This window comes from Cohnella sp. (assembly GCF_041641335.1).
GTDB lineage: Bacteria > Bacillota > Bacilli > Paenibacillales > Paenibacillaceae > Cohnella.
Window position 1 is genome coordinate 1 of record NZ_JBEPYQ010000102.1, and the last position, 25,531, is coordinate 25,531.

General features: G+C 58.6%; 20 protein-coding genes and 1 other annotated feature. Of the genes, 13 read left to right on the forward strand and 7 right to left on the reverse strand.

The window, feature by feature from the left end:
• Window positions 1-132 precede the first annotated feature (132 nt).
• Both ACESLM_RS25480 and asd read left to right on the forward strand, forming a co-directional pair.
• Complete coding sequence (locus tag ACESLM_RS25480; RefSeq protein ID WP_372636119.1) at window positions 133-603, forward strand: copper resistance CopC family protein; 471 nt, start codon at window positions 133-135, stop codon at window positions 601-603.
• Between the two features lie 40 nt (window positions 604-643).
• Window positions 644-908 (forward strand) — a binding site (T-box leader).
• A gap of 136 nt (window positions 909-1,044) precedes the next feature.
• Entirely contained in the window at window positions 1,045-2,130 is a 1,086-nt protein-coding gene (gene asd, locus ACESLM_RS25485; RefSeq protein WP_372636073.1) for an aspartate-semialdehyde dehydrogenase, read from the forward strand.
• A 124-nt stretch (window positions 2,131-2,254) separates the two neighbouring features.
• Here asd and ACESLM_RS25490 read toward each other — a convergent pair whose 3' ends face one another.
• A complete protein-coding gene (locus ACESLM_RS25490) occupies window positions 2,255-3,067 on the reverse strand; it encodes an undecaprenyl-diphosphate phosphatase (RefSeq protein WP_372636076.1) in 813 nt (270 codons plus the stop codon).
• A gap of 87 nt (window positions 3,068-3,154) precedes the next feature.
• Window positions 3,155-4,033 carry a LysR family transcriptional regulator gene (locus ACESLM_RS25495; protein ID WP_372636122.1) on the reverse strand — a complete coding sequence of 293 codons (879 nt, stop codon included), beginning with the start codon at window positions 4,031-4,033 and terminating at the stop codon, window positions 3,155-3,157.
• 127 nt (window positions 4,034-4,160) lie between these two features.
• Here ACESLM_RS25495 and zwf point away from each other — a divergent pair, with 127 nt between their 5' ends.
• From zwf to ACESLM_RS25520, 5 genes are all read left to right on the forward strand, one after another.
• Window positions 4,161-5,663 (forward strand): glucose-6-phosphate dehydrogenase, encoded by a 1,503-nt coding sequence (zwf, locus tag ACESLM_RS25500; RefSeq protein WP_372636079.1) that lies wholly within the window; start codon window positions 4,161-4,163, stop codon window positions 5,661-5,663.
• On the forward strand, window positions 5,641-7,635 hold the full coding sequence (tkt, locus tag ACESLM_RS25505) for a transketolase (RefSeq protein WP_372636082.1): 1,995 nt from the start codon (window positions 5,641-5,643) through the stop codon (window positions 7,633-7,635). The genes zwf and tkt overlap by 23 nt, the downstream gene beginning before the upstream one ends.
• Window positions 7,636-7,667: 32 nt before the next feature.
• The gene (gene fsa / locus ACESLM_RS25510; RefSeq protein WP_094046554.1) at window positions 7,668-8,333 is read left to right on the forward strand and encodes a fructose-6-phosphate aldolase; all 666 of its coding nucleotides are present in this window, start codon (window positions 7,668-7,670) and stop codon (window positions 8,331-8,333) included.
• Between the two features lie 74 nt (window positions 8,334-8,407).
• Window positions 8,408-9,814: an NADP-dependent phosphogluconate dehydrogenase gene (gene gndA / locus ACESLM_RS25515; RefSeq protein WP_372636085.1), complete on the forward strand. Its 1,407-nt coding sequence runs from the start codon at window positions 8,408-8,410 to the stop codon at window positions 9,812-9,814.
• Window positions 9,815-9,984: 170 nt separating this feature from the next.
• A complete protein-coding gene (locus ACESLM_RS25520) occupies window positions 9,985-12,195 on the forward strand; it encodes an S-layer homology domain-containing protein (protein WP_372636088.1) in 2,211 nt (736 codons plus the stop codon).
• 68 nt (window positions 12,196-12,263) lie between these two features.
• Here the strand turns inward: ACESLM_RS25520 and ACESLM_RS25525 are convergent, their stop codons facing one another.
• From ACESLM_RS25525 to ACESLM_RS25535, 3 genes are read right to left on the reverse strand one after another with little or no spacing between them, the layout of a single operon-like run.
• Window positions 12,264-12,875 (reverse strand): SCO family protein, encoded by a 612-nt coding sequence (locus ACESLM_RS25525; RefSeq protein WP_372636091.1) that lies wholly within the window; start codon window positions 12,873-12,875, stop codon window positions 12,264-12,266.
• Window positions 12,876-12,892: 17 nt separating this feature from the next.
• Window positions 12,893-13,312 carry a disulfide oxidoreductase gene (locus ACESLM_RS25530; protein WP_372636094.1) on the reverse strand — a complete coding sequence of 140 codons (420 nt, stop codon included), beginning with the start codon at window positions 13,310-13,312 and terminating at the stop codon, window positions 12,893-12,895.
• A gap of 21 nt (window positions 13,313-13,333) precedes the next feature.
• Window positions 13,334-13,696: a c-type cytochrome gene (locus tag ACESLM_RS25535; RefSeq protein WP_372636096.1), complete on the reverse strand. Its 363-nt coding sequence runs from the start codon at window positions 13,694-13,696 to the stop codon at window positions 13,334-13,336.
• 211 nt (window positions 13,697-13,907) lie between these two features.
• Here ACESLM_RS25535 and ACESLM_RS25540 point away from each other — a divergent pair, with 211 nt between their 5' ends.
• Window positions 13,908-14,573, forward strand: a complete 666-nt coding sequence (locus ACESLM_RS25540) for a response regulator (RefSeq protein ID WP_372636099.1) — start codon at window positions 13,908-13,910, stop codon at window positions 14,571-14,573.
• On the opposite strand, the gene ACESLM_RS25545 is transcribed toward ACESLM_RS25540, so the two are convergent.
• On the reverse strand, window positions 14,534-15,451 hold the full coding sequence (locus tag ACESLM_RS25545; RefSeq protein ID WP_372636102.1) for an AraC family transcriptional regulator: 918 nt from the start codon (window positions 15,449-15,451) through the stop codon (window positions 14,534-14,536). The two genes, ACESLM_RS25540 and ACESLM_RS25545, sit on opposite strands and share 40 nt — an antisense overlap.
• A gap of 157 nt (window positions 15,452-15,608) precedes the next feature.
• On the opposite strand from ACESLM_RS25545, the gene ACESLM_RS25550 reads away from it, so the two are divergent.
• From ACESLM_RS25550 to ACESLM_RS25570, 5 genes are all read left to right on the forward strand, one after another.
• Window positions 15,609-17,717 (forward strand): glycoside hydrolase family 52 protein, encoded by a 2,109-nt coding sequence (locus tag ACESLM_RS25550; protein WP_372636104.1) that lies wholly within the window; start codon window positions 15,609-15,611, stop codon window positions 17,715-17,717.
• A gap of 28 nt (window positions 17,718-17,745) precedes the next feature.
• On the forward strand, window positions 17,746-19,317 hold the full coding sequence (locus tag ACESLM_RS25555) for a response regulator transcription factor (protein ID WP_372636106.1): 1,572 nt from the start codon (window positions 17,746-17,748) through the stop codon (window positions 19,315-19,317).
• A gap of 230 nt (window positions 19,318-19,547) precedes the next feature.
• The gene (locus ACESLM_RS25560) at window positions 19,548-20,708 is read left to right on the forward strand and encodes a family 8 glycosyl hydrolase (RefSeq protein ID WP_372636109.1); all 1,161 of its coding nucleotides are present in this window, start codon (window positions 19,548-19,550) and stop codon (window positions 20,706-20,708) included.
• Between the two features lie 128 nt (window positions 20,709-20,836).
• Window positions 20,837-22,897, forward strand: a complete 2,061-nt coding sequence (locus ACESLM_RS25565) for an alpha-glucuronidase family glycosyl hydrolase (protein WP_372636112.1) — start codon at window positions 20,837-20,839, stop codon at window positions 22,895-22,897.
• Between the two features lie 25 nt (window positions 22,898-22,922).
• The gene (locus tag ACESLM_RS25570; protein ID WP_372636115.1) at window positions 22,923-23,726 is read left to right on the forward strand and encodes a Nif3-like dinuclear metal center hexameric protein; all 804 of its coding nucleotides are present in this window, start codon (window positions 22,923-22,925) and stop codon (window positions 23,724-23,726) included.
• Window positions 23,727-24,128: 402 nt separating this feature from the next.
• Here ACESLM_RS25570 and ACESLM_RS25575 read toward each other — a convergent pair whose 3' ends face one another.
• Window positions 24,129-25,007 carry a glycoside hydrolase family 43 protein gene (locus tag ACESLM_RS25575; protein WP_372636117.1) on the reverse strand — a complete coding sequence of 293 codons (879 nt, stop codon included), beginning with the start codon at window positions 25,005-25,007 and terminating at the stop codon, window positions 24,129-24,131.
• Window positions 25,008-25,531: the final 524 nt, after the last annotated feature.

The window sequence follows — 25,531 nt, forward strand, 5'->3', positions numbered from 1 at the left end:
CACACCGTTAGATTTCCGCTGCTGGCAGCGAAAGCAAGTAGTCAACCTATTTGTTTGCAGAAAGTAACGGTGTGGCTGGTAAGAAACCCCTACTTCTAAGCGAAGCGTAAGTAGGGGAGGTTCATTACGGGTATCGAGAAGGCGAGCAGCTTTGCAGTGAAGGACGCGCAGGGAACCGAGTATCCGCTCGCGGACAAGATCGTCGCTTCTTCCAAGCTGACGGGCAAGCTGGAGCAGGCTCTCCCGAGCGGCGAGTATACGGTCGAATGGCGCATTATCGGAGAGGACGGACACCCGATCAAAGGGACTTTCGGCTTTACCGTCGCGCTTCCTCCCGATGAAACTCCAAGCCCGTCTCCGTCGGAGTCCGCGGCGGAAAGCGCCGAGTCGGATCCCGTACAGACGTCGGAGGAGACGTCTTCGCGTCTTCCGGAAGCCTCGAGCAGCCCGAGTCTTCCCGCCTCTCCCGAAGCGGAGGTTGATTCTTCGGAGGAGGGAAGCGCGTCTTTGGAGACGAGGTCGACCGCTTCCAACTTGCTGCTGATCGCGGCTGGCGCGCTTGTCGTCGCGTTCGTCGTTCTGGCTTTGCGGAAGAAAAAATAACTTTACCTCGAATGCGATTTTTGATAATATAATCCCAATAACAAATGCGATGAAGAGACGAGTAGGTAAAGCCATTCTTTCGCAGAGAGCTCCGGCGGCTGGGAAGGAGTAAAGAATGCTTTATTGAAAAAAGACTCCGAGCAGCGCGCCGGAACCTCGTATGGCGAGGGGGTGGCGCGACAGGCGCTCCTGTTACAGGGCTAGAGTATAAGCATTGCTCGGCAATGCCGTACTTGAAGAGGCGGATATGGCGACATATCAGCGAATCCGGGGTGGTACCGCGAGCACACAATCTCGTCCCTAAGGCTAAAGTCTTGGGGGTGGGATTTTTTTGTTGAAGCGCGAAGCCAGCGCCGTCGGCACACCATTTCGTTCGTTATGAATAGGTAGTTAGTATAAGGATCCGTAAAATACGCGATAGGGAAAGGACTGGAACAAGCGATGTCAAATCAATTGAAGGTCGGTATTGTCGGTGGAACGGGAATGGTCGGGCAGAGGTTCGTTCAACTGCTGGATGGGCACCCTTGGTTCAAGGTGACGACGATCGCGGCGAGCGCGAGCTCGGCGGGCAAGACGTACGAGCAATCCGTGCAAAATAGATGGAAGCTGTCCACTCCGATTCCGGAAGCTGTAAAAAATATCGTCGTTCTCGACGCTTCCGAAGTGGAAGAGGTCGCCTCGCAGGTCGATTTCATCTTCTGTGCCGTCGACATGAAGAAGAACGAAATCCAGGCGCTGGAGGAAGCGTACGCCAAGACGGGGACGCCGGTCGTCTCCAACAACTCCGCGCATCGCTGGACGCCGGACGTTCCGATGGTCATTCCGGAGATCAATCCGGGACATCTGGACGTGATCGCAGCTCAGCGCAAACGGCTCGGCACCGAGACTGGCTTCATCGCCGTGAAGCCGAACTGCTCGATCCAGAGCTACGTGCCGATGCTGCATGCCTTGCAGCAATTCAAACCGACGCAAGTCGTAGCTTCAACGTATCAGGCGATCTCTGGCGCGGGCAAAAACTTCACGGATTGGCCGGAAATGCTCGACAACGTCATTCCGTACATCGGCGGAGAGGAAGAGAAGAGCGAGCAGGAGCCGCTGCGCATCTGGGGCAGCGTCCAGGACGGACAGATCGTGAAAGCCGACGCGCCGCTCATTACGACGCAGTGCATCCGCGTTCCGGTTACGGACGGCCACTTGGCGACCGTATTCGTCTCGTTCGAAAACAAGCCGGCCAAGGAAGAGATTTTGCGGATCTGGCGCGAGTTCGAAGGACGTCCGCAGCAGCTTGGCCTGCCGAGCGCGCCTAAGCAATTCATTACGTACTTCGAGGAAGAGAACAGGCCGCAGACGAACCTGGACCGCGACATCGAGGGCGGCATGGGTGTATCCGCGGGACGCCTGCGCGAGGATTCCCTGTACGACTACAAATTCGTTGGCCTGTCGCACAACACGCTGCGCGGAGCCGCGGGCGGAGCGGTGCTCATTGCCGAGCTGCTTAAGGCGGAAGGTTATATTCAAGCGAAATAAGACGCGTCAAGCCAAAACCGCCTTCGACGTCCTTGGGACGGAGAGGGCGGTTTTGGCGGATAGGATTCAGAATTGGGGCAGTTTCCAAGATCGAATAGGATCTTGGGGCTGCCCTTGTTTCGCGTTACAAGAATAAGAGCAATAAGATGCCTGCGGCGAAGCAGTAGTAGGAGAAGTATTTCAGATTTCCTCTGGCCATGATCCCCATCAGCCATCTCATGGAATAATAAGTGGCAACCAACGTCGTCAGGAACGCGATCAGATAAGGAATCGCCATCTGCGCCCGATTCGGATCGTTGACGATGTCGGACGCGCCGAGCACGATGCCGCCTACGCTGATCGGGATGTAGAGGATAAAAGAGAATTTCAGCGCCGTCTCCTGTTTCATTCCGACGGCGATCGACGCGATGACGGTCGCTCCAGAGCGGCTAATGCCGGGGATCAGCGCGACGGCTTGGGCAAGGCCGACGAGAAGAGCGTCCTTGACCGACAGGTCTCCGTCCAGCTTGCGGCCGCGAAGATTGCGAATGAGCCACAGCGCGACGCCCGTCACGAGCAGCCCGATCGATACGGTATGTACGGAAGAGAAGATTTCCTCGATCCGATCCTTGAACAGCGCTGCTGCGACGGCGGCCGGCACCGTGCCGATAACGATGTACACGCAGAACAGAAAGTCCGACCTGTATTCCGCTTTGCGAGTGAGCAGATAGCGGAAGGCTCCCGAGATCAGCTTGCCGATCTCTTGGCGAAAAATAAAGCAGATTGCGATCAAGGATGCCGAGTTCGTCAAAACTTCGAAGCTCAGGCCGTTTTGCTTCAAGCCCAGAAGTTTCTGCGCAATGATCAGGTGTCCGCTCGACGAGACCGGAATCGGCTCCGTCGCGCCTTGGACAACGCCCAAAAACAAGTATTTCAGCCACAGTACGAATGTTTCCATATTCCCTCCAGTTTCCCTCCATTTTTTTATGCTTCCATCGTACCTCAGTCGGTCGGGAATTGACAACCTGTCGACCCGCAAGTCGCGTTAACGAACCATCTCTATAAACCGGGTAGCCGCGCTCGACAGCGGCATATTTCGCTTTGTCATGATTCCGACGTGGGAGGGCGGGATTGTAATGTCCAGTTCGACCTCGAAGAGAGAGCCTTCCTCCAGCTCCTTGGATACGAATTCGCGCGTCACGAAGGAGATGCCGAGCCCTCTGCGGGCGAACTCGATGAGCAGGTCGACGCTGCCGACTTCGATTTCCGGCTTGATCGTGTAGCCGTAGCTTTGGAAAATTTCCGTGATCGTCATCCGGGCCCGGCTGTTGCGGGAGAACAAGATGATCGGATGCTCGAGCAGCGAGTCCAGCGACAGCTGCTTGCCCCTAAGCTCTTCATAGCGCGCTCCCGCGACGAAGCAATCCTGCAGATGGAAGCTCTCCCTCACTTCGAGCTGCGGATCGACGATCGGCATGCGCACGACGCCCAGATCGATTCGGCCTTCCTTCAAGAACGAGATGACCTCCGGCGTCGTACCGTGATTCAGATGCAGCCGGATGCCCGGATACCGCTCGTGGAATTCCTCCAAATAAGGGAGCAAATAGTGCTTGAACAGTGAATCGCTTCCCCCGATTCTCAGTTCGCCGCTCTCCAGGTTTTTGAGGGCGGCCATCTTTTCCTCGGCAAGGGAAATGAAAATGTGCGACTGCTCGATGTAAGAGTACAGAATGGCGCCTTCCTGCGTCAGCTCGACTCCTTTGGCCGTCCGGTAAAACAGCGTGATGCCGAAGCTGTCCTCCAACTGCTTGATGGCGTGGCTGACGCTCGGTTGGGTGAGGTACAGCGCTTTGGCCGCCTGGGTTAAGCTGCCCGTCTTCGCGGCCCAATAAAACACCTTATACAGCTCGTAGTTGTTGGTCATAGACACGGTCTATAGCTCCTGTTAAATATATTAATTACTTGTATGACCCCTATTCGTATTATAGTGAAACTACGAAAGAGATACCAGTCTTGCGCGCCATAGCGCATTCGGAAGGAGCAGGAGGAAGATGGAGGCCACGACATTCGTACTGTTCGGAGCGACGGGGGATTTAGCGAAGAGAAAAATATACCCTGCTTTGTATAATTTGTTCGTTGACGGCAAGCTGCCCGAATCGTTCTCGTTGTTCGGTCTCGGAAGAAGAGAATGGACCGACGAGTCTTTCCAGGCCAACGTCGAGCAATCCGTTCGGCAGTTTTCCCGGCGCGAAGCGAGAAACGACGGCTCGCTGGAACGGTTCGTCCGCGCGTTCCGGTACAACGTGCTGGACATTGGGCGCAAGGAGGATTACGCAAGGCTGCTGGAGCGGATCGAGCAGAGAGAAGAGGCGCTGAGCGCCCCGCCTAACCGGCTGTTCTACCTGTCGGTCGGACCGGAGTTTTTCGAGACGATCGCGGCCAACATTCTCGAGAGCGGACTCGGTTCCGAGAAGGGCTGGAAACGGCTTGTCATCGAGAAGCCGTTCGGCCACGACCTGCCGTCGGCCCGCGACCTGAACCGGAAGCTGAGCCAGACGTTCGCGGAGGAGGAAATTTTCCGTATCGACCATTATCTCGGCAAGCCGATGGTGCAGAAGATGGGGGCGCTGCAGCAAGCCAACCCGGTCATCCAGGCGCTCTGGACGAACCGCTACATCGCCAACGTGCAGATTACGGCGAGCGAGACGGTCGGCGTCGAGGAACGCGCCGGCTACTACGACCACGTAGGCGCCGTGCGGGACATGTTCCAGAACCATATGCTCCAGTTGCTCATGATGGCGGCGATCCATCTTCCGCACGAGAGCAGCTCCGAGCAGGTGCGCTTCAAGAAGAAGAGAATCATGCAGGGCGTCGTACCGCTGCAGAAGCAGGACGTCGCGGCCAGCGTCGTTCGCGGCCAATATGCCGAAGGCGCCATCGGCGGCAAGCCGGTCGCCGGCTACTTGTCCGAGCCGGGCATCGCCGAAGGCTCGACGAACGATACGTTCATCGCCGCCAAGCTGGAGATCGACGACATCTACTGGCGCGGAGTGCCGTTCTACATTCGCACCGGCAAGAGAATGAAGGAGAAGAGCACGCGGATCGTCGTCGAATTCAAGGAGCCGCTGCAGCAGCCTTCGCAGGGCCGCGGCACGCCTAACCTGCTCGTCTTCGAGATCGGTCCGAAGGAAGGCATTACGCTCCAGCTCAACACGAAGGAAGACGGCGAGTTCAAGCCGCTGCACGTCGAGCTGCACGGCAGCCAGGACGACGTTCCGGAAGCGTACGAGAACCTGATTCACGACGCGCTGCGCGGAGACGGCACGTTCTTCGCCCACTGGGACGAAGTCGAGCTGAGCTGGCAGTGGGTGCAGCCGATCCTCGACGCCTTCGCCGAAAATATCGTGCCTCTGCAGTCGTACGCCGCCGGCTCTTACGGCCCCACGGAATCCGACGCGCTGCTCGCGCGGGACGGCTTCCGCTGGTGGTTCGACGGTGAGGCTGAAACTATAAACATTAAAGGAGAAGAATATGCCTACAACACAAACCATTGAGCAACTCGCTATCGACACGATCCGCACGCTTTCCATCGACGCCATCAACGCAGCTAACTCCGGTCACCCGGGGCTGCCGATGGGCGCCGCGCCGATGACTTACTCCCTCTGGGCAGGTCATTTGAATCACAATCCGGGCAACGCCAAATGGTTTAACCGCGACCGCTTCGTGCTGTCGGCGGGCCACGGATCGGCTCTGCTGTACAGCCTGCTGCATCTGTCCGGCTATCACGTATCGCTGGACGACTTGAAGCAGTTCCGCAAGCTGAACAGCAAGACGCCGGGCCACCCGGAATACGGCCATACGGACGGCGTGGACGCCACGACGGGACCGCTCGGCCAAGGCGTGGCTATGGCGGTCGGCATGGCGATGGCGGAAGCGCACCTGGCTGCGAAATTCAACCAGGAAGGCTTTCCGGTCGTCGATCATCACACTTACGCGCTCGTCGGCGACGGTTGCCTCATGGAGGGAATCTCCTACGAAGCGATGTCGATGGCCGGCCATATGAAGCTGGGCAAACTGATCGTGCTGTACGATTCGAACGACATCTCTCTCGACGGGGATCTGAACTTGTCGTTCGGGGAAAATATCCAACAGAGAGCGGAGTCTGCGAACTGGCAGTACCTGCGCGTCGAAGACGGCAACGATATCGCCAAGATCGGCCAGGCGATCGCGGCCGCGAAGGAGAACGACTCCCAGCCAACGCTGATCGAGGTGCGCACGATTATCGGCTACGGCAGCAAAGCGGCCGGAACGAACAAGGTTCACGGCAATCCGCTGGGCAAGGACGAGGCCAAGGCGACGAAGCAGGTGTACGGCTGGACTTATGAGGAAGAGTTCACCGTCCCGGCCGAGGTTAAAGCGCACTTCGAGCAGCTGAAGCAAAACGGAGCGGCGAAAGAAGAAGAATGGAACAAACTGCTGGCGGCCTATAAGACGCAGCATCCATCCTTGGGTCAGGAGCTGTCCCAGGCGATTGACGGCACGGTGGCGATCGACGCTTCCGACATCCTGACGTTCGATACGTCCAAGTCGGTGTCGACGCGCGTAGCGAGCGGGGAATCGATCAACCACTTCGTGAAAACCATTCCGGCCATCTTCGGAGGCAGCGCCGACTTGTCGCACTCGACGATGACGGACATTAAGGGCGAGAAGAAGTTCGCCGTCGAATCCTACGCGGGACGCAACGTCTACTTCGGCGTTCGTGAGCACGCGATGGGTGCGGCCGGCAACGGCATGGCGCTGCACGGCGGCGTAAAGCCTTTCGTCAGCACGTTCTTCGTCTTCTGCGATTACTTGCGCCCGTCGATCCGCCTCGCCGCGCTGCAGAAGCTCCCGGTCGTCTACGTGTTCACTCACGACTCAATCGCCGTCGGGGAAGACGGACCGACGCACGAGCCTGTCGAGCACTTGGCCGCCCTGCGCACGATTCCGGGACTGACCGTTCTTCGTCCGAGCGACGCGAACGAGACGGCAAGCGCTTGGGCGTACGCACTGGAGCAGAAGGAAGGTCCGGTCGCTCTCGTGCTGAGCCGGCAAAACTTGCCGATCTACGAAGAGACGAAGGCGAATAAGGAAAAGCTCGCCAAGGGAGGCTACGTCCTGACGGAAACGAACGACAAGCCGGATTTGATCCTGATCGCCACCGGCTCCGAAGTTTCCCTGGCCGTGAATGCCAAGGCGGAGCTCGAGCGGGATAACTTGTCCGTACGCGTCGTAGCGATGCCGGGCCGCGAGCTGTTCGAGCGTCAATCCGCTGAGTACAAGGAAAGCGTGCTGCCTCGCTCGGTCGCGAAACGGATCGCCATTGAAGCCGGCATCTCGCTTGGGTGGGACCGCTATACCGGACCGGAAGGCAAAGCGCTGTCGATCGACACGTTCGGCGCATCGGGACCTGGAGGCGAAGTGCTGGAGTATTTCGGTTTCTCTGTCGGGCATGTCGTTCGTTTGGCCAAAGATTTGTCGAAATAAATTAATGATATTAAAAAACGGAGGTCATCCACATGAAATTTTTCATCGATACGGCTAACCTGCAGGATATTAAGAAGGCATACAAAATCGGCGTTCTGTCCGGCGTAACGACGAACCCGTCGCTCGTCGCCAAAGAAGGCGTCAAGTTCGAAGACCGGATCGCCGAAATTTTGCGCGAAGTTCCGGAAGTGGAGTCGGTATCCGCCGAAGTCACGCCGGACGCGCTCACCGCAGAAGAAATGATCGCCCAAGCGGACGAACTGATCAAGATCAACGATTACGACAAAAACATCACGATCAAGCTGCCGATGACGCTGGCCGGCCTGGAAGCCTGCCGCTACCTGAGCAAAAAAGGCGTCAAAACGAACGTCACGCTTATCTTCACGGTAAACCAGGCGCTGCTCGCCGCCCGTGCCGGCGCGACTTACGTATCTCCGTTCCTCGGACGTCTGGACGACATTTCGGAAGACGGCGTTCTGCTGGTCTCCAAAGTCGCCGAGCTGTTCCGCACGCATAACCTGGACACGCAAATCATCGCCGCTTCCGTTCGCCATCCGGATCACGTGACCCGCGTAGCAATGGCCGGCGCGCATATCGCGACGATTCCGTTCTCCGTCATCGAGCAAATTTCCAAGCACCCGCTGACGGATCAAGGGATGGAGAAGTTCGCGGCAGACTGGAAAAAAGCCGTCCAGTAAGGACGGTTTTCCGCGGAGTCGGACAATTCATTAATGAGATTAAATAATAGAGATATGTTGGGGAGGAACCGTCAATGAGCAAGCAGCAGATCGGCGTCGTCGGCTTGGCCGTCATGGGCAAAAATCTCGCTCTGAACATCGAAAGCAAAGGGTTTTCCGTCGCCTTATTCAACCGTTCTCCGGAGAAGACGAAGGAGCTGCTGGAAGAGGCGAAGGGCAAAAATTTCGTCGGCACGTACAGCGTCGAAGAGTTCGTGGCCTCGCTGGAGACGCCGCGCAAAATACTGATCATGGTCAAAGCCGGACAGGCGACGGACGACACGATCAATCAGCTCGTGCCCCACCTGAGCCAGGGGGACATCCTGATCGACGGCGGCAACGCTTATTTCCCGGACACGCAGAGAAGAAACAAGGAGCTGCAGGAGAAGGGGTTCCGCTTCATCGGCGCGGGCGTATCCGGCGGCGAAGAGGGCGCGCTTAACGGTCCGGCGATCATGCCGGGCGGCCAGAAGAGCGCGTACGAGCTGGTCGAGCCGATTCTGACGGCCATCTCGGCGAAGGTCGACGGCGATCCTTGCTGTACTTACATCGGCGAAGAGGGCGCAGGCCACTACGTCAAAATGGTTCACAATGGCATCGAATACGGCGACATGCAGCTGATCGGCGAAGCGTACCACCTGCTGAAGGACGTGCTTGGCGTCGGCACGAACGAGCTGCACGAGATTTTCACGGAATGGAACAATGGCGAGCTGGACAGCTATCTGATCGAGATTACGGCCGACATCTTCTCCAAGAACGATCCGGAGACGGGCAAGCCGATGGTCGACGTCATTCTCGATTCCGCCGGACAGAAGGGCACGGGCAAGTGGACGAGCCAAAGCTCGCTCGACCTCGGCGTGCCGCTGTCGATCATTACGGAGTCGGTGTTCGCGCGCTTCATCTCCGCGATGAAGGAGGAGCGCGTCGCCGCCAGCAAGAAGCTGGACGGTCCGGCCGTCTCCGCGTACGACGGCGATCGCCGCGAGTTCATCGAGGCGGTGCGCCAGGCACTGTACGCGAGCAAGATCGCGTCTTACGCGCAAGGCTTCGCGCAGATGAAGGCCGCTTCCGAAGCATTCGGCTGGAACCTGAACTACGGCGGCATCGCCATGATCTTCCGCGGAGGCTGCATCATTCGCGCCAGATTCCTGCAAAACATCAAGGACGCGTACGACCGCCATCCGGAGCTGACGAATCTGCTGCTGGACGATTACTTCGGCGGCGTCGTCAAAAACTATCAGGCGGCTTGGCGCAAAGTGGTCGCCGTCGCCGTCGAGAGAGGCATTCCGGTTCCGGCATTTGCTTCCGCGCTGGCGTACTACGACAGCTACCGCACGGAGCGTCTGCCGGCCAACCTGCTGCAAGCGCAGCGCGACTACTTCGGCGCGCACACGTTCCAGCGCGTCGACCGCGAAGGCAGCTTTCACTTCCAGTGGATCTAACGGTTTAACATGGCCCCTGCAAGGATTGTTCGCGATCCTTGCAGGGTTTTTTGCATTTCATGCGGTTAACTGGCCAGCGGCGCGAGAGTGGCGGGGCTGGAAAAATAAAGCGGAAACGAAACTATCCTTCCGCTCCTTTCGTCCAACATATATAGAAGGGAGAGAAACAAATGAAAAGATTCATCCTACATAGTCTGGCTGGATGGAAGTTGGCGGTCGGCGTGCGTTACCGTCTCTTTCGAGCGGTGCTGGCGGCGCTGATCGGCTTGTCTATGATCTTGCAATCGTCAGGCCTGGCTCTGGCGGCAGAAGGAGCCGCCAGCGAAGCCGAACGCCCGTCTAAACCGCCTGCGCCTGCGTTCACGGAGGAGATGCGGCAAGCGCTGGAAGACGTGGAACGGCTGTTGTACGCGCAGGAGCCGCTGTCGGATTGGGCGGCGATCGGCCTGGCGCTGAACGGGAAGGACGTTCCCGACAGCTACTTGCGGCGCAAAGCCGACGAGCTGCTCGACAATCGCGGCAAATACGACAAGGTCAGCGAGCTGGCCCGCTCGATGGCCGGTTACGCCGCGGCCGGAGGCAGCGTCAATTTTATCGCCGGACTAGACTTATATCCGATCCTGATGAATCACCGCGGCATGGAAGCGGAGGGAGCGCCGGGGCTCGCTCTGGCCCACTTGGTTGGCAACCGCTCGGTGTCGGGCACTCTGGCGCGCACGGAGTGGTACTCGGACCGGATCTACTACAAACTCCTTGAGCTGCAGTCCGAAGACGGCAGCTGGACTTTACCGGGCGCTGATTCCGCAGAGGGCAGCGTGGCTGCGACGTCGAGCGCGTTGATGGCGCTCGCGCCGGCGTCGGATTCGGAGCCGGCGAGCAAGGCGCTGCGATGGCTGAAGACGCAGCAGTTAGACGACGGCGGCTTCGGCGGCGCTTCGGATACGGCGCTGGCCGTCATTGCCCTGTCCGCGCTGGGGATCGATGCCTCGGAGTGGTTGACGTCGACCGGAGACCAGCCTCTGAAGGCGTTGCTGACGCGGCAGACTGAGGGAGGAGGCTTCTCCCAAAGCGAAGGCGGAACCGCTGACATGACGGCGACGGTTCAAGCCTACATGGCGTTGACCGTCTACAAGCGATTCGCCGGCGGCGAGCCGGCGCTGAACGTCATCTGGAAGCAGCCGGTCATCGGGGACAGCGTGACGGTATCCGTCGAAGGTCCGGAAGGAACTTTGGCGGAAGGGCGCGGGCAGAGCGGCGAGGCGCTGGCGTCTGCGGTCGCATTTCTGAAGAAGGCAGGCATTCCCTATAAGCTGAAGAGCGATCCGGAAGGCCGGCAGACGATCGGCGCCATCAATGGTATTGCGGACGGGCGTTACGGCGGACAAGACCGCTGGAAGCTGGCTGTGCGCACGAAGCTCGGCGGTTGGCACTTCCCCGAGAACTTCCCGGACGGACTGCGGCTCTCAGAAGGAGACAAGCTGTTCGTCTATTACGGCTCGGACAACACTGCCGTGCTTGATACGATCGGCATTGAATGGGATTTCGAAGGGCAGACGGTTCTAGGTTCTCCCATTCCCGTGGGCAAACCGTTTCAACTGTACGTCAAAAAAGCGAATCGCCGGCTCGGATACTTGATCGCGCCAGGGGTAACCGTTCGGTTAGGAGGAAAAACGGCGGTAAGCGATGCAGAAGGAAAAGTGTCGTTCGAAGCGCTCAAGCCGGGAGTATACCGCATCGAGGTGACCGGGTACCGGAAAAACGCCGTGCCGACGGTAGCCAGAGGTGATTTCACGCTGCGCGTGTTCTCGCCCGAACTGTCCGCCTACGCGGATGAGGCGCAGGTGTCTTCGTGGGCGCGGGATGAAATGGGGTTTATTTTGGCGCAAGGATATATGCAGGGCATTGACGCCAAGGGCGAGCTGCTTGCTCCGAAGCAAGCGCTGACCCGTGCGGAGTATGCCGCGCTGCTGCTTCGGCTGCTGGGAGAGGAGGCGGCGCCGAAGACGGGGAAGACATTCACGGACGTGCCGGCAGGCGCATGGTACAGCGGAACGTTGGCCAAAGCGGCAGAGCTCGGCATTACGGATAGAACCTCCGGGCGATTCGGGCCGAATCGCGCGATTACGCGCGAGGAAGCGGCTGTGATGGCGGCCAAAGCGGGACGCCTCTCCACCTATGGGAGCGCGGAGCGGATGGCGTTCTCCGACATCGACGGCCTGTCCGCCGCAAGTCGGCACGCGATCCAGGCCGTGTTCGAGCATCAGGTCATGACCGGCAGCGACGGGAAATTCGAGCCGGGGCGGACGCTCGTCCGCGAGCAGGCGGCGGCCATCCTGGCGAGGCTGCATGTCGTTATGTACGCGGACAGCCTTATTTACTAAATACGGTTTGCCTGCGCAAATAAAGGCTCCGAACCCGCCGGATTGGCGAATCGGAGCCTTCTTCATTTCTATTCGTCCAAAAGACTAGAGATGTCCTTCAGTACCTCCTCGTTATCCATGCCGTCGCCCATCTCGTATACCCGCCGAATTTGCTGCTTGGCGTCGATCAATTGCAGAGAAGTGACGTTGTGCACGAATTGGCCTTCTCCCATATTGACGACGTTGACGCCGTACTTGGCGGCAAGCTCCTTCGTTGCCGCTTCCTCTCCGCGCAGCACGTGCCAGCCGCTCATGTCCATTCCCATGCGCTCGGCGTATTTTTGCAGCGTCTCGGGCGTGTCGCGTTCGGGATCGAAGGTGACGGCCACAAACTGCACCTTGTCGCCGAATGTGCCCTGTTGCTTGAGCTGCTCTTGCAGCTGCACCATTTTGTAAGTCGTTACCGGACAGATGTCGGGGCAGCTGGTGAACATGAATTCCATCAGCACGACTTTGCCCGCATTGTCGCCGGCCTTGATCTGCCGTCCGTCCGCGTTCGTCAGCTCGAAATCTGGCGCGGCTTGCACAACGGGAAGCGAGGAGCCGGAGCCGAGAGATTGGACGACAAGATAGCCGGCGATTCCCAGAACGAGCACGGCCAGCAGGCCGGGGAACAGATAGCTTTTCAGTTTGGGATTCAATGGGTCACTTCCTTGCTTCAATTTGCCGCCCGGCGAGCGAACAGCAGACAGGCGAAAATCATCGCGAAAGCGGTCAGAGCCAGCATCGGCACGGTGAGAAAGCCGAACGCGTTCAGCACGTCGTTCATGCACGACACAGGGCCGCAGAACGGTCCGTCCGGACCGTGCGGCAGCTCCTGCACCGCGATGTGGTAGACGGAGAAGCCGGCTCCGATCGCGACAAGCGGCAGCGCGTAGGGCACGATTTGCTTCTGGCCGCGCCAGGACGCGATACCGAGCAGTATCGTCAAAGGATACATGAAGATGCGCTGGTACCAGCACAGGCTGCATGGGACAAAATGCAAGTATTCGCTCAGGTACAAGCTTCCCGCCGTCGCAACGACCGCTACCGCCCACGCGTTGAACAGCCAGGAGGCGGAGCTAGTCCGTCCCCGCATAAGCGGCACCTCCCGAACCCGTCATTCGTGCGAGGCGAGCCATGTCGTGATCGTCAGCAGCTCGTCTTCCGTCAGCCGTTTCTCGAAAGCCGGCATGCCCCGTTTGCCTTCCTTGATCGTCTTGTAGAGCTGCTCCTTCGTCATGGCCGAACCGATGTGCGCCAGTTCCGGTCCGGCGCCTCCCTGAAGCTGATCGCCGTGGCAGGAGATGCACAGCGCCTGATAAATCTGCTCCGACGCCGCCGCGTCTACAGCGCGTTCCGGCACGACGAACGCAGGGCCTTTGTCGGCCGCTTCTTCTTTCTCGGGCAGCGCCGTCGCCAGCAAGTAGATGCCGAACAAGCAGGCAACCGCGATCAACCCCGACATGATCCATTTACTCATGCGAAGTCCCCCTTAGTTTCGTTTTCACCTCCATCATAGCAATCGTCTTTTCCGCCCGCTATAGCTCTAAAGGGTCACAACAGGGCCGGGGCAGGGCGCAACCGCCATAATAAGTTCACATATTAGGCGCTTTTATAGCCCGCAAGAGTCATCTTAAACGGATGCTTTTTCCGTAAAATAGCGGTAAGGAGACATACGAGGAGGCTCAGCGATGAACGCAGCCGGATTCCGCGTGTTGGTCATCGATGACAGCAGGCAGGCGAGGGAAGGGATTCGAACGATTCTCGGAGGCGATCCGCAGTTCCAGATTGTGGCCGAAGGGACGAATGGGGAAGAAGCGCTTGCGCTGACGGAACAGTGGATGCCCGACCTGATTCTGATGGACATTCATATGCCGGACATGGACGGTCTCGAGGCGACGAAGCGGTTGAAGGAAAAGTATCCGTACGTGAAAATCGTCATCGTCACTGTATCCGACGATATCGCCCATCTGTTCGACGCTTTGAAGAAAGGGGCTCAGGGCTACTTGTTGAAAAACTTGAACCCGAGGGCTTGGCTGGAATATTTGCGCGCGATCGCCGTGGACGAGGTGCCGATGACCCGCGAGCTGGCGTTTCGGATATTGAAGGAGTTTTCCCCGGCGGCGGGGAGGCCGAAGTCGCCCGAGAACCCGCTCACCGCGCGTGAGACGGAAATTCTCGGCCTTGTCGCCAGAGGGATGTCCAACCGGGACATCTCGTCGGAGCTGACGATTTCGGAGCATACGGTCAAAAATCATCTGAAAAACATTTTGCACAAGCTGCATCTGGAAAACCGCGTCCAGCTCGCCAGGTACGCTTACGAGCTCGGTTGGATGGGGAGCAAGCCCGACCGGTAATCGCGCGGCGAGACGCTTGTCCACCGTTTGAATTGGCGGCTGAAATGCGCGATGTCGCGGTAGCCCAGCAGACTGGAAATATGATCGACGGACAGCGAGGTGTCCCGCAGCAGACGCTGGGCTTCGTCGCGGATGATTATCGACAAATACTGACGCGGCGAGACGCCGTACACTTTCTTGAACAGCCGGTTGCAGTGGGATTCGCTAATGCCAAGCTTGCGGGCGATCTCCCCGACGAGCGGGCGTTCCCCGTGCGAATGGCCGTGATAGATCGGCTGTTTGGTCGCGGCATGAATAAGGGATTCAATGCGATGGGCCGTCTCCGGGTGAGGCGGCCTTCCGTCTTCGTTCGGGTACGCGCCGCCGGACAGCGCCGAGCACAGCTTGGACAGCAGCTCGTAGAACGCGGCTTGGATGCCGGTTTTGACCGCAAGATCGAACGGTTGGTCCGAGACGGCGTAAGCGACCAGCTTGTCGAGTATGGGGCGGACGGCGGCTCCTTCGGAGGAAGTTCCGGCGATCGCGGAACGCGGGAAGGCGTCCAGCAGATGGAGAAGCGGCGGGTCGTCGATCTCGAAGTGCAGGCAGAAATAGACAAACCCGTCGGCCGAGCCGGAGCTGCTGGAATGAATGTCGGCGGGACGAATAAGAACGAAGTCGCCCGGGTCGAGACGGCAGGGCGCGCCGCCGATGACCATCGTCTGGCAGCCGCGCAGGACGTAGTTGATCTCGTACTGTTTATGCTCATGGGAAGGGTAAATCCAGTCCGCATTTACTTCCCGGGCGTGCATGAAGGAAATATGATGGGCCGATCTCAGGTCGGGAACGAATTGCTCCGAGACGCTGTTTTTTTGACCCGTGCGCATGTTGGCATCCACGAGGCTTCCCCCTTTGGCGAATGATGGAGCCTCATTATTTTAACAGATTACAGGCTCGATTTGGGTAAATAAAAGAGAGAAAAGAGCATGGATCGTCACGCCGGGCGGTGTTACTTTGGGAATAGGCCGCAAAGACCGCAAAGGAGCGAGCATATTCATGACCTTTTTTTTCAACGCGCATCATTCGCCTATAGGAGCATTCGCAAGTTTTACTCTAGGGTTTAAAGGAGCGATGGGAGGACTGGGCCTTGAGCTGGGCAAGCCGGCCGACCTTAACGTGTACGTCGGAGTGGAGGCGGACAACGGCAAGCGGCTGTACGGCGCATTGCCGTTCTTCGCAAGCGCCGTCGACGAGAGCAGGAGATACGACGTGGAGAAGGAAGCGGACGACGATAGCGCCGGTCCGCGGATTTTGCCTTATGCGGACGACGACATTCGCAGAGAGCTTCGTCTGGGCTCCGATACTTGGCAGGCGGAGGATCTCGTATTCCGCGTCTATTCCCCCGTACGTCCCGTTCCCGATCCGGAGCGTGCTTCCGAAGAAGATCTGAAGGACGCGCTGCTGCCGGCGGTGTTCGCCGAGCTGACCGTCGACAATCGCAAGGGCTCGAAGAGCCGCAGAGCTTTCTTCGGATACCGGGGCAGCGATCCGTATTCGAACATGCGCCGGCTGGACGACACGACGGACGGGAGGATCAAGGGAGTCGGCCAGGGGCTGATCACTGCGATCGCGACCGACGATCCGTCGGCCCGCTCGGCGATGGGCTTCGGCATGGAACGGATTCTCGGCGCCGAGCTGGAGGAAAACTGGACGTTCGGCCTCGGGATGACGGGAGCGATTCTGGCGGACGTGCCAGCGGGGGATATCCGCACGGTTCGCTTCGCGATCTGCTTCTTCCGCGGAGGCGTCGCGACGGCTGGGATCGAGACAAGCTACTATTATACGAGGCTGTTCCGCAATATCGAGGAAGTGGCCGGCTATGCGCTGGCGAATTTCGATCGGCTGACGGAAGCTTGCGCGTCCGCGGACGAGGAGATCGAGACGTCCGGTTTGAACGAAAACCAGAAGTTCATGCTGCGTCATTCCGTCCACAGCTACTACGGCAACACGCAGCTGCTCGCGGATAGGGACGGCAGGCCGCTGTGGGTCGTGAACGAAGGCGAATACCGGATGATGAACACGTTCGATCTGACGGTGGATCAATTGTTTTATGAGATGAAGCTGAATCCGTGGACGGTTCGCAACGTGCTCGACCAGTTCGTCGACCGGTACAGCTACGAAGATCAGGCGCGTTTTCCCGGAGTGAAGGAGCTCCATCCCGGCGGAATCAGCTTTACGCACGACATGGGCGTCGGCAACGTCTTCTCCCGTCCGTCCCATTCCTCCTACGAAATGTACGGCATCGACGGTTGCTTCTCGCATATGACGCATGAGCAGCTCGTCAACTGGATTCTGTGCGCCGCCGTATACGACGAGCGCTCCGGAGACCGGGCGTGGCTGCAGGAAAAGGCTGATCTGCTCAAGTCCTGCTTCGAGAGCATGCTCAACCGGGATCATCCCGAACCGGACAAGCGCAACGGGCTGATGGGGCTGGACAGCTCCCGCACGATGGGCGGCGCCGAGATTACGACGTATGACAGCCTGGACGTGTCGCTCGGGCAATCCCGGAACAATCTGTATATGGCCGGCAAGTGCTGGGCGGCCTACGTCGCGATGGAGAAGCTGTTCGCGCGCTACGGCTGGGCGGAACTGGCGGAGCAGGCCGGACGGCAGGCGCAGCGGTGTGCATCCACAATCGCCTCGCAGCTCAATGAGAAGGGCTACATTCCGGCGGTCATCGGCGAGGGCAACGACTCCAAAATCATTCCCGCGATCGAAGGACTGATCTTCCCTTACATGACGGGGAACGAGGAGGCGCTCGATCCGAACGGACGGTTCGCGCCGTACTTGCAGGCGCTGCGGACGCATCTGGATCACGTGTTCTCGACCGGAGCCTGCCTGTTCCCGGACGGCGGCTGGAAGCTGTCGTCGACAAGCGACAATTCCTGGCTCAGCAAAATATACTTGTGCCAGTTTATCGCTCGCCGCATTATGGGCGTCGATTTCGGCGAAGGCGGCCCGGCGGCCGACGCGGCGCATGTCGGCTGGCTGACGCATCCCGAGCTGTCTTACTGGAGCTGGAGCGACCAGATCCTCGCCGGGGAAATCATCGGCAGCAAGTATTATCCGCGCGGCGTGACCAGCGCGCTATGGCTGGAAGAATAGCTCGATAAGGGGCGGGGAGGGATGCGAAGTGAAAAAGGCGATTCTGGTCGACGATGAAGTGTTCGCTCGCAAAGGGCTGATCCGGCTTATTCCTTGGGAGAAGCTTGGATACGAAGTAGTCGGTGAAGCGGAGAACGGGGAAGACGCCTGCGCGCTGATCGAAGAGGTTCGTCCGGACGTCGTCGTTACCGATATTCGCATGCCCGTTCTGGACGGTCTGGAGCTGATCCGCAAAGTGCAGGAAAGCGGCAACGACAAAACAAACTTTATTATCGTAAGCGGATACGGGGATTTCAAATACGCGCAACAAGCCGTCCGTTACGGAGTGGCCGATTATTTGCTCAAGCCGGTCGACGAGAACGAACTGGCGGCGACGCTGGAGCGGATCGCGGCGGCCCCGAAAGTCGAACCGGCGCGGACGGAGGTCGAGTGCCGCCTCATTCAAGGGTTGGCGTTCGACCGCTTGCTGACGGGTCAGTCCGATGAAGCTTATCTGGGCGAAGCGTCCCGCATTTTGGACCTGCCGCTGGAACGTCCGCTGCGCTGCGTGTCCGTGGAGATCAACGACATCGCGTTCGACTCGAACGAGGCGCGCGGAATGGAGCAGATGGAGCGAGTTAAGCAGGCGATCAGGGAAGAAGCCGCGGCTCATTCGAACGGGAAAGCTCCGTGCTTGCTCGCAAGAAGCCTGACCGAGGTTCATTTCCTGCTGTTCGATAAGCTTGGCGTGCAGGAAATCCGAATCTTGGGAGAAAGGTTGATCCGCGCGGTAGGCGCTCACGTCGACGGAGTTCCGCGCGTGTACGCGGGCGCGATTGTGCCGTCGCTGGAGAGGGTCAGGGAGTCGTACGCGTCGGCGTCCGCGCTGGCGAGCTTCAAATTCGCCTTGGACAGAAGCGTGCTCGTCCACGAAGAGGCGGCGGGGGAATGCGTTGCTTACAAAGAGCTGGCCCCCGCCCTGTTGACCGAATTGCTCGAACGATTGGAGGAACGGGACGAGGAAGGAATGGAGAAGGCAACCGGGTTGATTTTCGACATGTTCCGCGAACAGCGCTATTCACCGGAGTCGGTGCACGCCTCGATCTCCAGATGCGTGCACGGGGTCTGCGCCGTCATTCAAAACATGCAAGGCGACGCGAGCGCCGTGACCTCGCTGCACCGACTGCTGCGAACGCAGCTGGAGCCGAGAACGCTTTACGGGCTGAAGGTTCTGTTCCTCGAATTTCTGCGGGAAAGCGCCGGCTACATGTCCGGACTGCGCAGCGCGATGACGAAAGGCGACATCGGGAAAATCAAGGCGTACATAGACAGCCAATTCGGCGAAAACCTCAATCTGAAGAGCATCTCCAAACGCTTTTATTTGAACCCGGTCTATTTGGGCCAGTTATTCAAAAAAACGTACGGCGTCTATTTTAACGAGTATTTGCTGCAAATCCGCATTGCGGAAGCGAAAAGGCAGCTCAGGCGGACGGACCGCAAAGTGTACGAGATCGCAGCCAGCGTAGGCTTCGGCAACGCGGACTACTTCGTCTGCCAATTCGAGAGAGTCGAGGGAAGAACCCCGACGGAATACAAGAACGCGATTTTGTCAAAGGCATAAAATGCCGCGTCAAGCAAAAACGCCTTCGGCGTCCTCTTGACGCTGAATCGCGTTTTTGTCGGAGGTGATTCAGAAAAGTAAAGCAAATTTTATACTTTCTGGATCACTCAAAAAAATCAAGATTCGGTGCCGACAATGATGACGCTCGTGGCGAGTCTTCCGATCTTCATGGCGCATCCGTTCCTGCAGCGGCGCTTAGTCAAGAGCGTGACAATGGGAGGGGTTAAAGGTTGAGGGGAAAAGTCGCAAGCACAGGAGCTTGTTATTCCGGTATCTATCGCAACTTGCTTGCAGAATACGGTTATGACGAGCGAGAGATCGCGGTCCGGCTGGAATCGTCCTGGGAGCTGCTCTTCGGGGACCATGAAGAGACCCGGATTTACTATCCGATAGGCGAAGACATGGGCTATATTCTGGATACCGGCAACCTGGATGTACGAACGGAAGGAATGTCCTACGGCATGATGATGGCCGTGCAGCTTGATCAGCGCGATGTGTTCGACCGGCTGTGGAAGTGGACGTACAAGTATATGTATATGAGCGAGGGAGAAAACGCGGGGTATTTCGCCTGGTCGTGCGATCCCGACGGAACGAAGCGGTCGCATGGTCCGGCGCCCGACGGCGAGGAATATTTCGCGCTCGCGCTGTTCTTCGCCTCGCACAGATGGGGAGACGGCGCTCCGCCGTTCGATTACGGGGCCAAGGCGAGGGAACTGCTGAGCGTTTGCGTGCACAAGGGAGAGGACGGCATCGGACATCCCATGTGGAATCAGCACAACAAGCTGATCAAGTTCGTGCCGAATTGCGAGTATAGCGATCCTTCTTATCATCTTCCCCATTTCTACGAGTTGTTCGCGTTGTGGGCGAACGAGGAGGATCGGGCGTTCTGGAATGAGGCGGTCGTGGCGAGCCGGGAATATCTAAAGCTCGCCTGCCACCCGGACACCGGCCTGGCGCCGGAATACGCCTTCTACGATGGAACGCCCAACGACGAGCGCGGGTACGGCCATTTCTTCAGCGACTCCTATCGCGTCGCCGCTAACGTCGGACTGGACGCGGAATGGTTTGGGGCGACGGCGTGGCAGCGCGAGGAAGTCGGTCGGATTCAGAAATTTTTCTCCGACAAGAAGCCCGCGGACTACCGTAGATACACGATCGCCGGAGAGCCGTTCGAAGAGAAGTCGCTGCATCCCGTCGGACTGATCGCTTCCAACGCGATGGCTTCGCTGGCCAATCCGGATGGAGAACACGCGAGAGCTACCGTCGAGCTGTTCTGGAGCACGCCCGTTCGCACGGGAGATAGACGTTACTACGACAATTGTCTGTACCTGTTCGCGATGCTGGCGTTAAGCGGATCTTTCCGGATCTGGCATCCGCGGAACGGCGCATAGAAGACAATCGAAGTGTTTCTCATCGCATGGGACTCTTTCATTTTCGGTAAAACGAGAGCGGCTATAAACTTGTTACGGCGAGCGAGCTGATCGCTTCCGCAACGATAGAAGAAGGGAAGATGGCATAAATGAAAACGATCGGGAACGGCTACGGCTGTTGGTTGAACTACGAATACGTCGCCGACGCTCGGTTGCGCGAAGCTTATGAGCGGCGATGCTCCCGTCTGACCGTCGTCGGAAATTCGCCGACGCTGCGGACGGTCAGGGGAGAGCTGGAGAGGGCGCTTTATGTGATGTTGGGAAAGGGACCAGAGAGCGGCGACGATAACGAGAGGCGGGTGCAAGGCATTACGGCGGGCGCGATCGGTTCGCTTGCGGCTGCCGGCATCGGGACGGAGGAGACGGGCTCGCTCGGAGAGGAAGGCTATACGATCCGCGCCGTCGCGGACGACGGAATCGTCCTGACGGCCGAGACGGACAGGGGCGTGCTGTACGCGGCGTTCCATCTGCTTCGCTTGATGCAGGCGGGCAAGAGACTGGACGGATTGGACGTGCGGGAAACTCCCGCGAACGCGCTAAGAATGCTCGATCATTGGGACAATCTGGACGGCTCGATCGAGCGCGGATATGCCGGGAAAAGCCTGTTTTTCAAGGACGGAGCCGTTACGGACGATCTGAGTCGGATTCGCGATTATGCGAGGCTGCTCGCTTCCGTCGGGATCAACGCGGTCGCGATCAACAACGTCAACGTTCACCGGCAGGAATCTTTGCTCATCACCGACGCGTACTTGCCGGAGGTCGCGAAACTCGCAGACGTCTTCCAGACTTACGGCATCCGTCTGTTTCTGAGCGTCAACTTCGCCGGTCCGATCGAGATCGGCGGGCTGAACACGGCCGATCCGTTGGACGGGAACGTCGCCGTCTGGTGGAGAGAGGCGGCGGAGCGCGTGTATCGCCGTATTCCCGATTTCGGAGGCTTCCTCGTGAAGGCCGACTCGGAATTCCGCCCCGGTCCGTTCACGTATGGACGGAATCACGCAGACGGAGCAAACATGCTGGCCAACGCTCTTGAGCCTTATGGCGGCATCGTTATCTGGCGGTGCTTCGTCTACGACTGCCAGCAAGATTGGCGCGACCGTTCGACGGATCGGGCTCGTGCGGCTTACGACCATTTTATGCCGCTGGACGGGAAGTTCAAGGACAATGTGCTTCTGCAGATCAAGAACGGTCCGATGGATTTTCAGGTGCGCGAACCGGTCTCGCCGCTGCTCGGCGGCATGACGAGAACGAATCAGCTGCTGGAGCTGCAGATCACGCAGGAGTACACCGGTCAGCAGCGGCATCTGTGCTACTTGGTGCCTCAATGGAAGGAGATTTTGGATTTCGATACTTGTGCGATTGGCGAAAATTCGACGGTCGCTCGAGTCGCTGCCGGCACTCTGTTCGGAAGAAAGCTGGGAGGAATGGCGGCGGTGGCGAACGTCGGGGACGACGACAACTGGACCGGCCATCTGCTGGCCCAGGTCAACTTGTACGGATACGCGCGACTGGCATGGGATACCGGTCTGGGCGCGGAACGGATCGCGGAGGAATGGGTCGACTTGACGTTCGGAGCAACCTCGGGCTCGGGCATCAAAGGCGAAGTCCTGCGGATGCTGCTCGAATCTTACGACATCTATGAATCCTATACGGCTCCGCTGGGCGTCGGCTGGATGGTCAATCCCGACCATCACTACGGACCGAATATCGACGGTTACGAGTACTCCAAGTGGGGGACGTACCATTTTGCCGATCGGGATGGCATTGGGGTAGACCGGACGTTAGGCTCCGGCACGGGTTACGCCGGACAGTATCATTCTCCAAATCGCGAAATTTACGAATCTGTGGAACGCTGTCCGGACGAGCTGCTGCTCTTCTTCCACCATGTGCCTTATTCGCATGTGCTCAAGTCCGGCAAGACGGTCATTCAGCATATTTACGACTCCCATTTCGAGGGAGCGGACAGAGCGGAAGGGCTGCTGCGAACGTGGGACTCGCTGAGAGGAGAGTTGGACCCCCAGGCGCACAAGGAAGTGCGCGAGCGCCTTGTGCACCAGGCGGAACAAGCGCGGGAATGGCGGGACATCGTCAACACTTACTTTTATCGCAAATCGGGCGTTTCCGACGCAAAGGGCCGTACGATCTACTAACGGAGACGGCGAAGGGGGAACAGGGATGGCGGAACTGAAAGTTCAGGAGGTCATCGACGCATTGTCGACGTTGGGCGGCGCTCCGGTCGGCGGAGCGGACCGGCTGCTCACGGGGAATCCTTCGTCGGGGGTACGGGGAATCGTCGTGGCGTTCACTGCGACGCTCGGCGTAATTGAAGCAACGGCAGATTCGGGCGCGGATTTGCTCATTGTTCACGAAGGGGCATTCTACTCTCACGACAACAATCCGGATGCGAGACTTGCGTGCTGCGCGGTTTACCGGGAGAAGCAACGCCGGATCGCGGGAAGCGGGCTGGCCGTCTATCGCTGCCATGACGCGGTGCATCGCAGCCGTCCCGACATCGTCGCGGAAGGGCTGATTCGCGAGCTCGGGTGGCAGCGCTGCATGACTCGGCATTTGCCGGCCGCTTCGATCGTCGATCTTCCTGAGGCGATGACAGGAGAGGACGTCGTCCGGCATGTCAAGGAAAGGCTGGCAGTGGTACAGGTACGAGTCGGCGGGCAACTGCCGGAGAGTTGTAAGCGGATCGGCATTCTCGTCGGCTACCGTGGCGGCGCAAAGCTTGCGGTTCCGCTTCTGGAGCGGTACGGTGCGGATATCGTGCTGTACGGAGAAGGACCGGAGTGGGAAACGCCGGAGTACGCGCGAGATGCGGCCGAGCTGGGAGAACGAGTCGCAGTCGTCGCCCTGGGCCATCTCGAGAGCGAGCAGCCGGGTATGAAGCTGTTGGCCGAGCGCCTGCGCGATTGCTTTCCGGGCGTGCCGGTCTGCTTCTGCCCGGTCGAGCCGGCATTGCGCATCATGTAGACGCGCTTGTCGGGGAGAGCAGCTAAGCGGGATGGACGTTAATCGAAAGTTTAGAACAACGTCGGGGCGCAGGTGCTGTATTGTGGGGAGTTAATCGAAAGTTTAGAACAACGTTTGGGTGCAGGTGCTGTATCGTGAGGAGTTAGTCGAAAGTTTAGGGCATCGCTATGTGGAATCTGGGGCTGTCCCATAAGTAAAGAGAGTCGTACCAAACGATAATCGATGGATGAATGTGACGGGCATCTATCTCCTTCCGATGCTATACGATCCTGAAATTTGAATTGGTTAACCCGCGGCAGGGTCATTTCAGGACCGTATAAGGCAGTTTCCAGGAGATAGAAGCCCTATTTTTTCATCGATAATCTTGTACGACCTACTTATGGGACAACCCAATGCGCTTGCTTATTCGGCGAGATGGAGCTGTCCGCCCTGTTCAATCAACGGAAGGAAGACGGGCCGTTCCAGCGGCGTCTTGTTCGGCGTATGAAGCGCCAGCATCAGCTCGCCGCCAAACGTGCGGAAGATCATGCCGTGGCCGCCGTCGCTTTCGTAGATCGGTTCGTGCAGATGCTCCCACGGTCCGTCGACTTCGCCGCTTGCGGAACGCGCGATCGCCTGTGCGTACCGGCCGCCTCGGAAGCTCGACCAGAGAAGGAGCAGCGTTCCGTCGGCGCAGCGATGGACGAACGGTCCGTCGGTAACGTAGCCGAGTCCGTTCTTGACCGGCTCGACCCAGGCGGTGTCGCGGGCGGCGAACAGCTCGACCGGCTCCCCGTTCGACCGGTCCAGCTCCGGCGACAAGGGGATCGCGCAGACGGTTCCGTTCGTTATCTGCACCCATTCATGGCAGAAGATCATCCATGGTGCGCCTTGACCGTCCACGTACAAAGTGCCGTCGAGGCATTCCCAATCCCGTGGCGTCACCGGTCCGTCGCTGTGCGGGACGAAGGGACCAAGCGGATGGTCGGCGATCAGCACCTGGGTGCCCCGGCAAACTCCGTCCGCTTTGAACGTAGCGAACATATAATACTTGCCTTGATAAGCGTGGGCTTCGGGAGCCCAGTAGTTCTTGTCCGACCAGAAATCCGCATCCGGGCGGAAAGCCGGGAACGGGCCTTCCCATTGTTCCAGGTTGCTGCTGCGATAGACGTCGAAGCCGATTCCTTTGCTCTTCCAAATATCCGGATCGGTAGATCCGTACAAATAATAGCAGTTATCCGCTTCGTGCTTCAGCACGAACGGGTCTCTCATCTGGATTTGTTCTTTCTTAAGCGTCTGCATCGTTCAATCGCCTCTCCTCTCGTGGATGGGGGAATGTTGTCAGACTAAGAGTGCTGTAGCAACGACGGCGTGATACTGGTACGAGTGCGAAGCCAAGGCCAAGGCCAAGAAAGTACCTCGGTGGAACCGAGGCAGCGAGATCGGGGCCAAAAAAGTGCCTCGGCGGAGCCGGGGCGACGAGGCCAAGGCTAAAAAAGTGCCTCGGCGGAGCCGGGGCGGCGAGGCCAAGGCCAAAAAAGTGCCTCGGCGGAGCCGGGGCGGTGGGGCCAAGGCCAAAAAAGTCACTATCCATGCATCAAACCTCACATGACAACACAGGGATCAACCATAATCCAATATTGTGATTGGGTCTCATATTTTTCCATGCCACTCTCTTCGCAGTAAGCCAAAAAATCAAAGCAGGAACAAGAGACGCGATTTTCCACAAAATTGGATATTCATTTATCGTTGCCTAACGCAGGATGACGCGCTGATTCTCTTCGACAAGCTTGACTCGATCCGTCTTCTGTCGTCCTCTAGATTTC

What these genes read in the sequence shown, in the direction of transcription:
- ACESLM_RS25540 (WP_372636099.1), top strand. Translation starts at nt 13,908, where the DNA reads ATGAACGCAGCCGGATTCCGCGTGTTGGTCATCGATGACAGCAGGCAG.
- ACESLM_RS25520 (WP_372636088.1), top strand. Translation starts at nt 9,985, where the DNA reads ATGAAAAGATTCATCCTACATAGTCTGGCTGGATGGAAGTTGGCGGTC.
- ACESLM_RS25575 (WP_372636117.1), bottom strand. Translation starts at nt 25,007, where the DNA reads ATGCAGACGCTTAAGAAAGAACAAATCCAGATGAGAGACCCGTTCGTG.
- ACESLM_RS25495 (WP_372636122.1), bottom strand. Translation starts at nt 4,033, where the DNA reads ATGACCAACAACTACGAGCTGTATAAGGTGTTTTATTGGGCCGCGAAG.
- asd (WP_372636073.1), top strand. Translation starts at nt 1,045, where the DNA reads ATGTCAAATCAATTGAAGGTCGGTATTGTCGGTGGAACGGGAATGGTC.
- zwf (WP_372636079.1), top strand. Translation starts at nt 4,161, where the DNA reads ATGGAGGCCACGACATTCGTACTGTTCGGAGCGACGGGGGATTTAGCG.
- ACESLM_RS25550 (WP_372636104.1), top strand. Translation starts at nt 15,609, where the DNA reads ATGACCTTTTTTTTCAACGCGCATCATTCGCCTATAGGAGCATTCGCA.
- ACESLM_RS25535 (WP_372636096.1), bottom strand. Translation starts at nt 13,696, where the DNA reads ATGAGTAAATGGATCATGTCGGGGTTGATCGCGGTTGCCTGCTTGTTC.
- ACESLM_RS25490 (WP_372636076.1), bottom strand. Translation starts at nt 3,067, where the DNA reads ATGGAAACATTCGTACTGTGGCTGAAATACTTGTTTTTGGGCGTTGTC.
- gndA (WP_372636085.1), top strand. Translation starts at nt 8,408, where the DNA reads ATGAGCAAGCAGCAGATCGGCGTCGTCGGCTTGGCCGTCATGGGCAAA.
- ACESLM_RS25570 (WP_372636115.1), top strand. Translation starts at nt 22,923, where the DNA reads ATGGCGGAACTGAAAGTTCAGGAGGTCATCGACGCATTGTCGACGTTG.
- ACESLM_RS25530 (WP_372636094.1), bottom strand. Translation starts at nt 13,312, where the DNA reads ATGCGGGGACGGACTAGCTCCGCCTCCTGGCTGTTCAACGCGTGGGCG.
- ACESLM_RS25565 (WP_372636112.1), top strand. Translation starts at nt 20,837, where the DNA reads ATGAAAACGATCGGGAACGGCTACGGCTGTTGGTTGAACTACGAATAC.
- tkt (WP_372636082.1), top strand. Translation starts at nt 5,641, where the DNA reads ATGCCTACAACACAAACCATTGAGCAACTCGCTATCGACACGATCCGC.
- fsa (WP_094046554.1), top strand. Translation starts at nt 7,668, where the DNA reads ATGAAATTTTTCATCGATACGGCTAACCTGCAGGATATTAAGAAGGCA.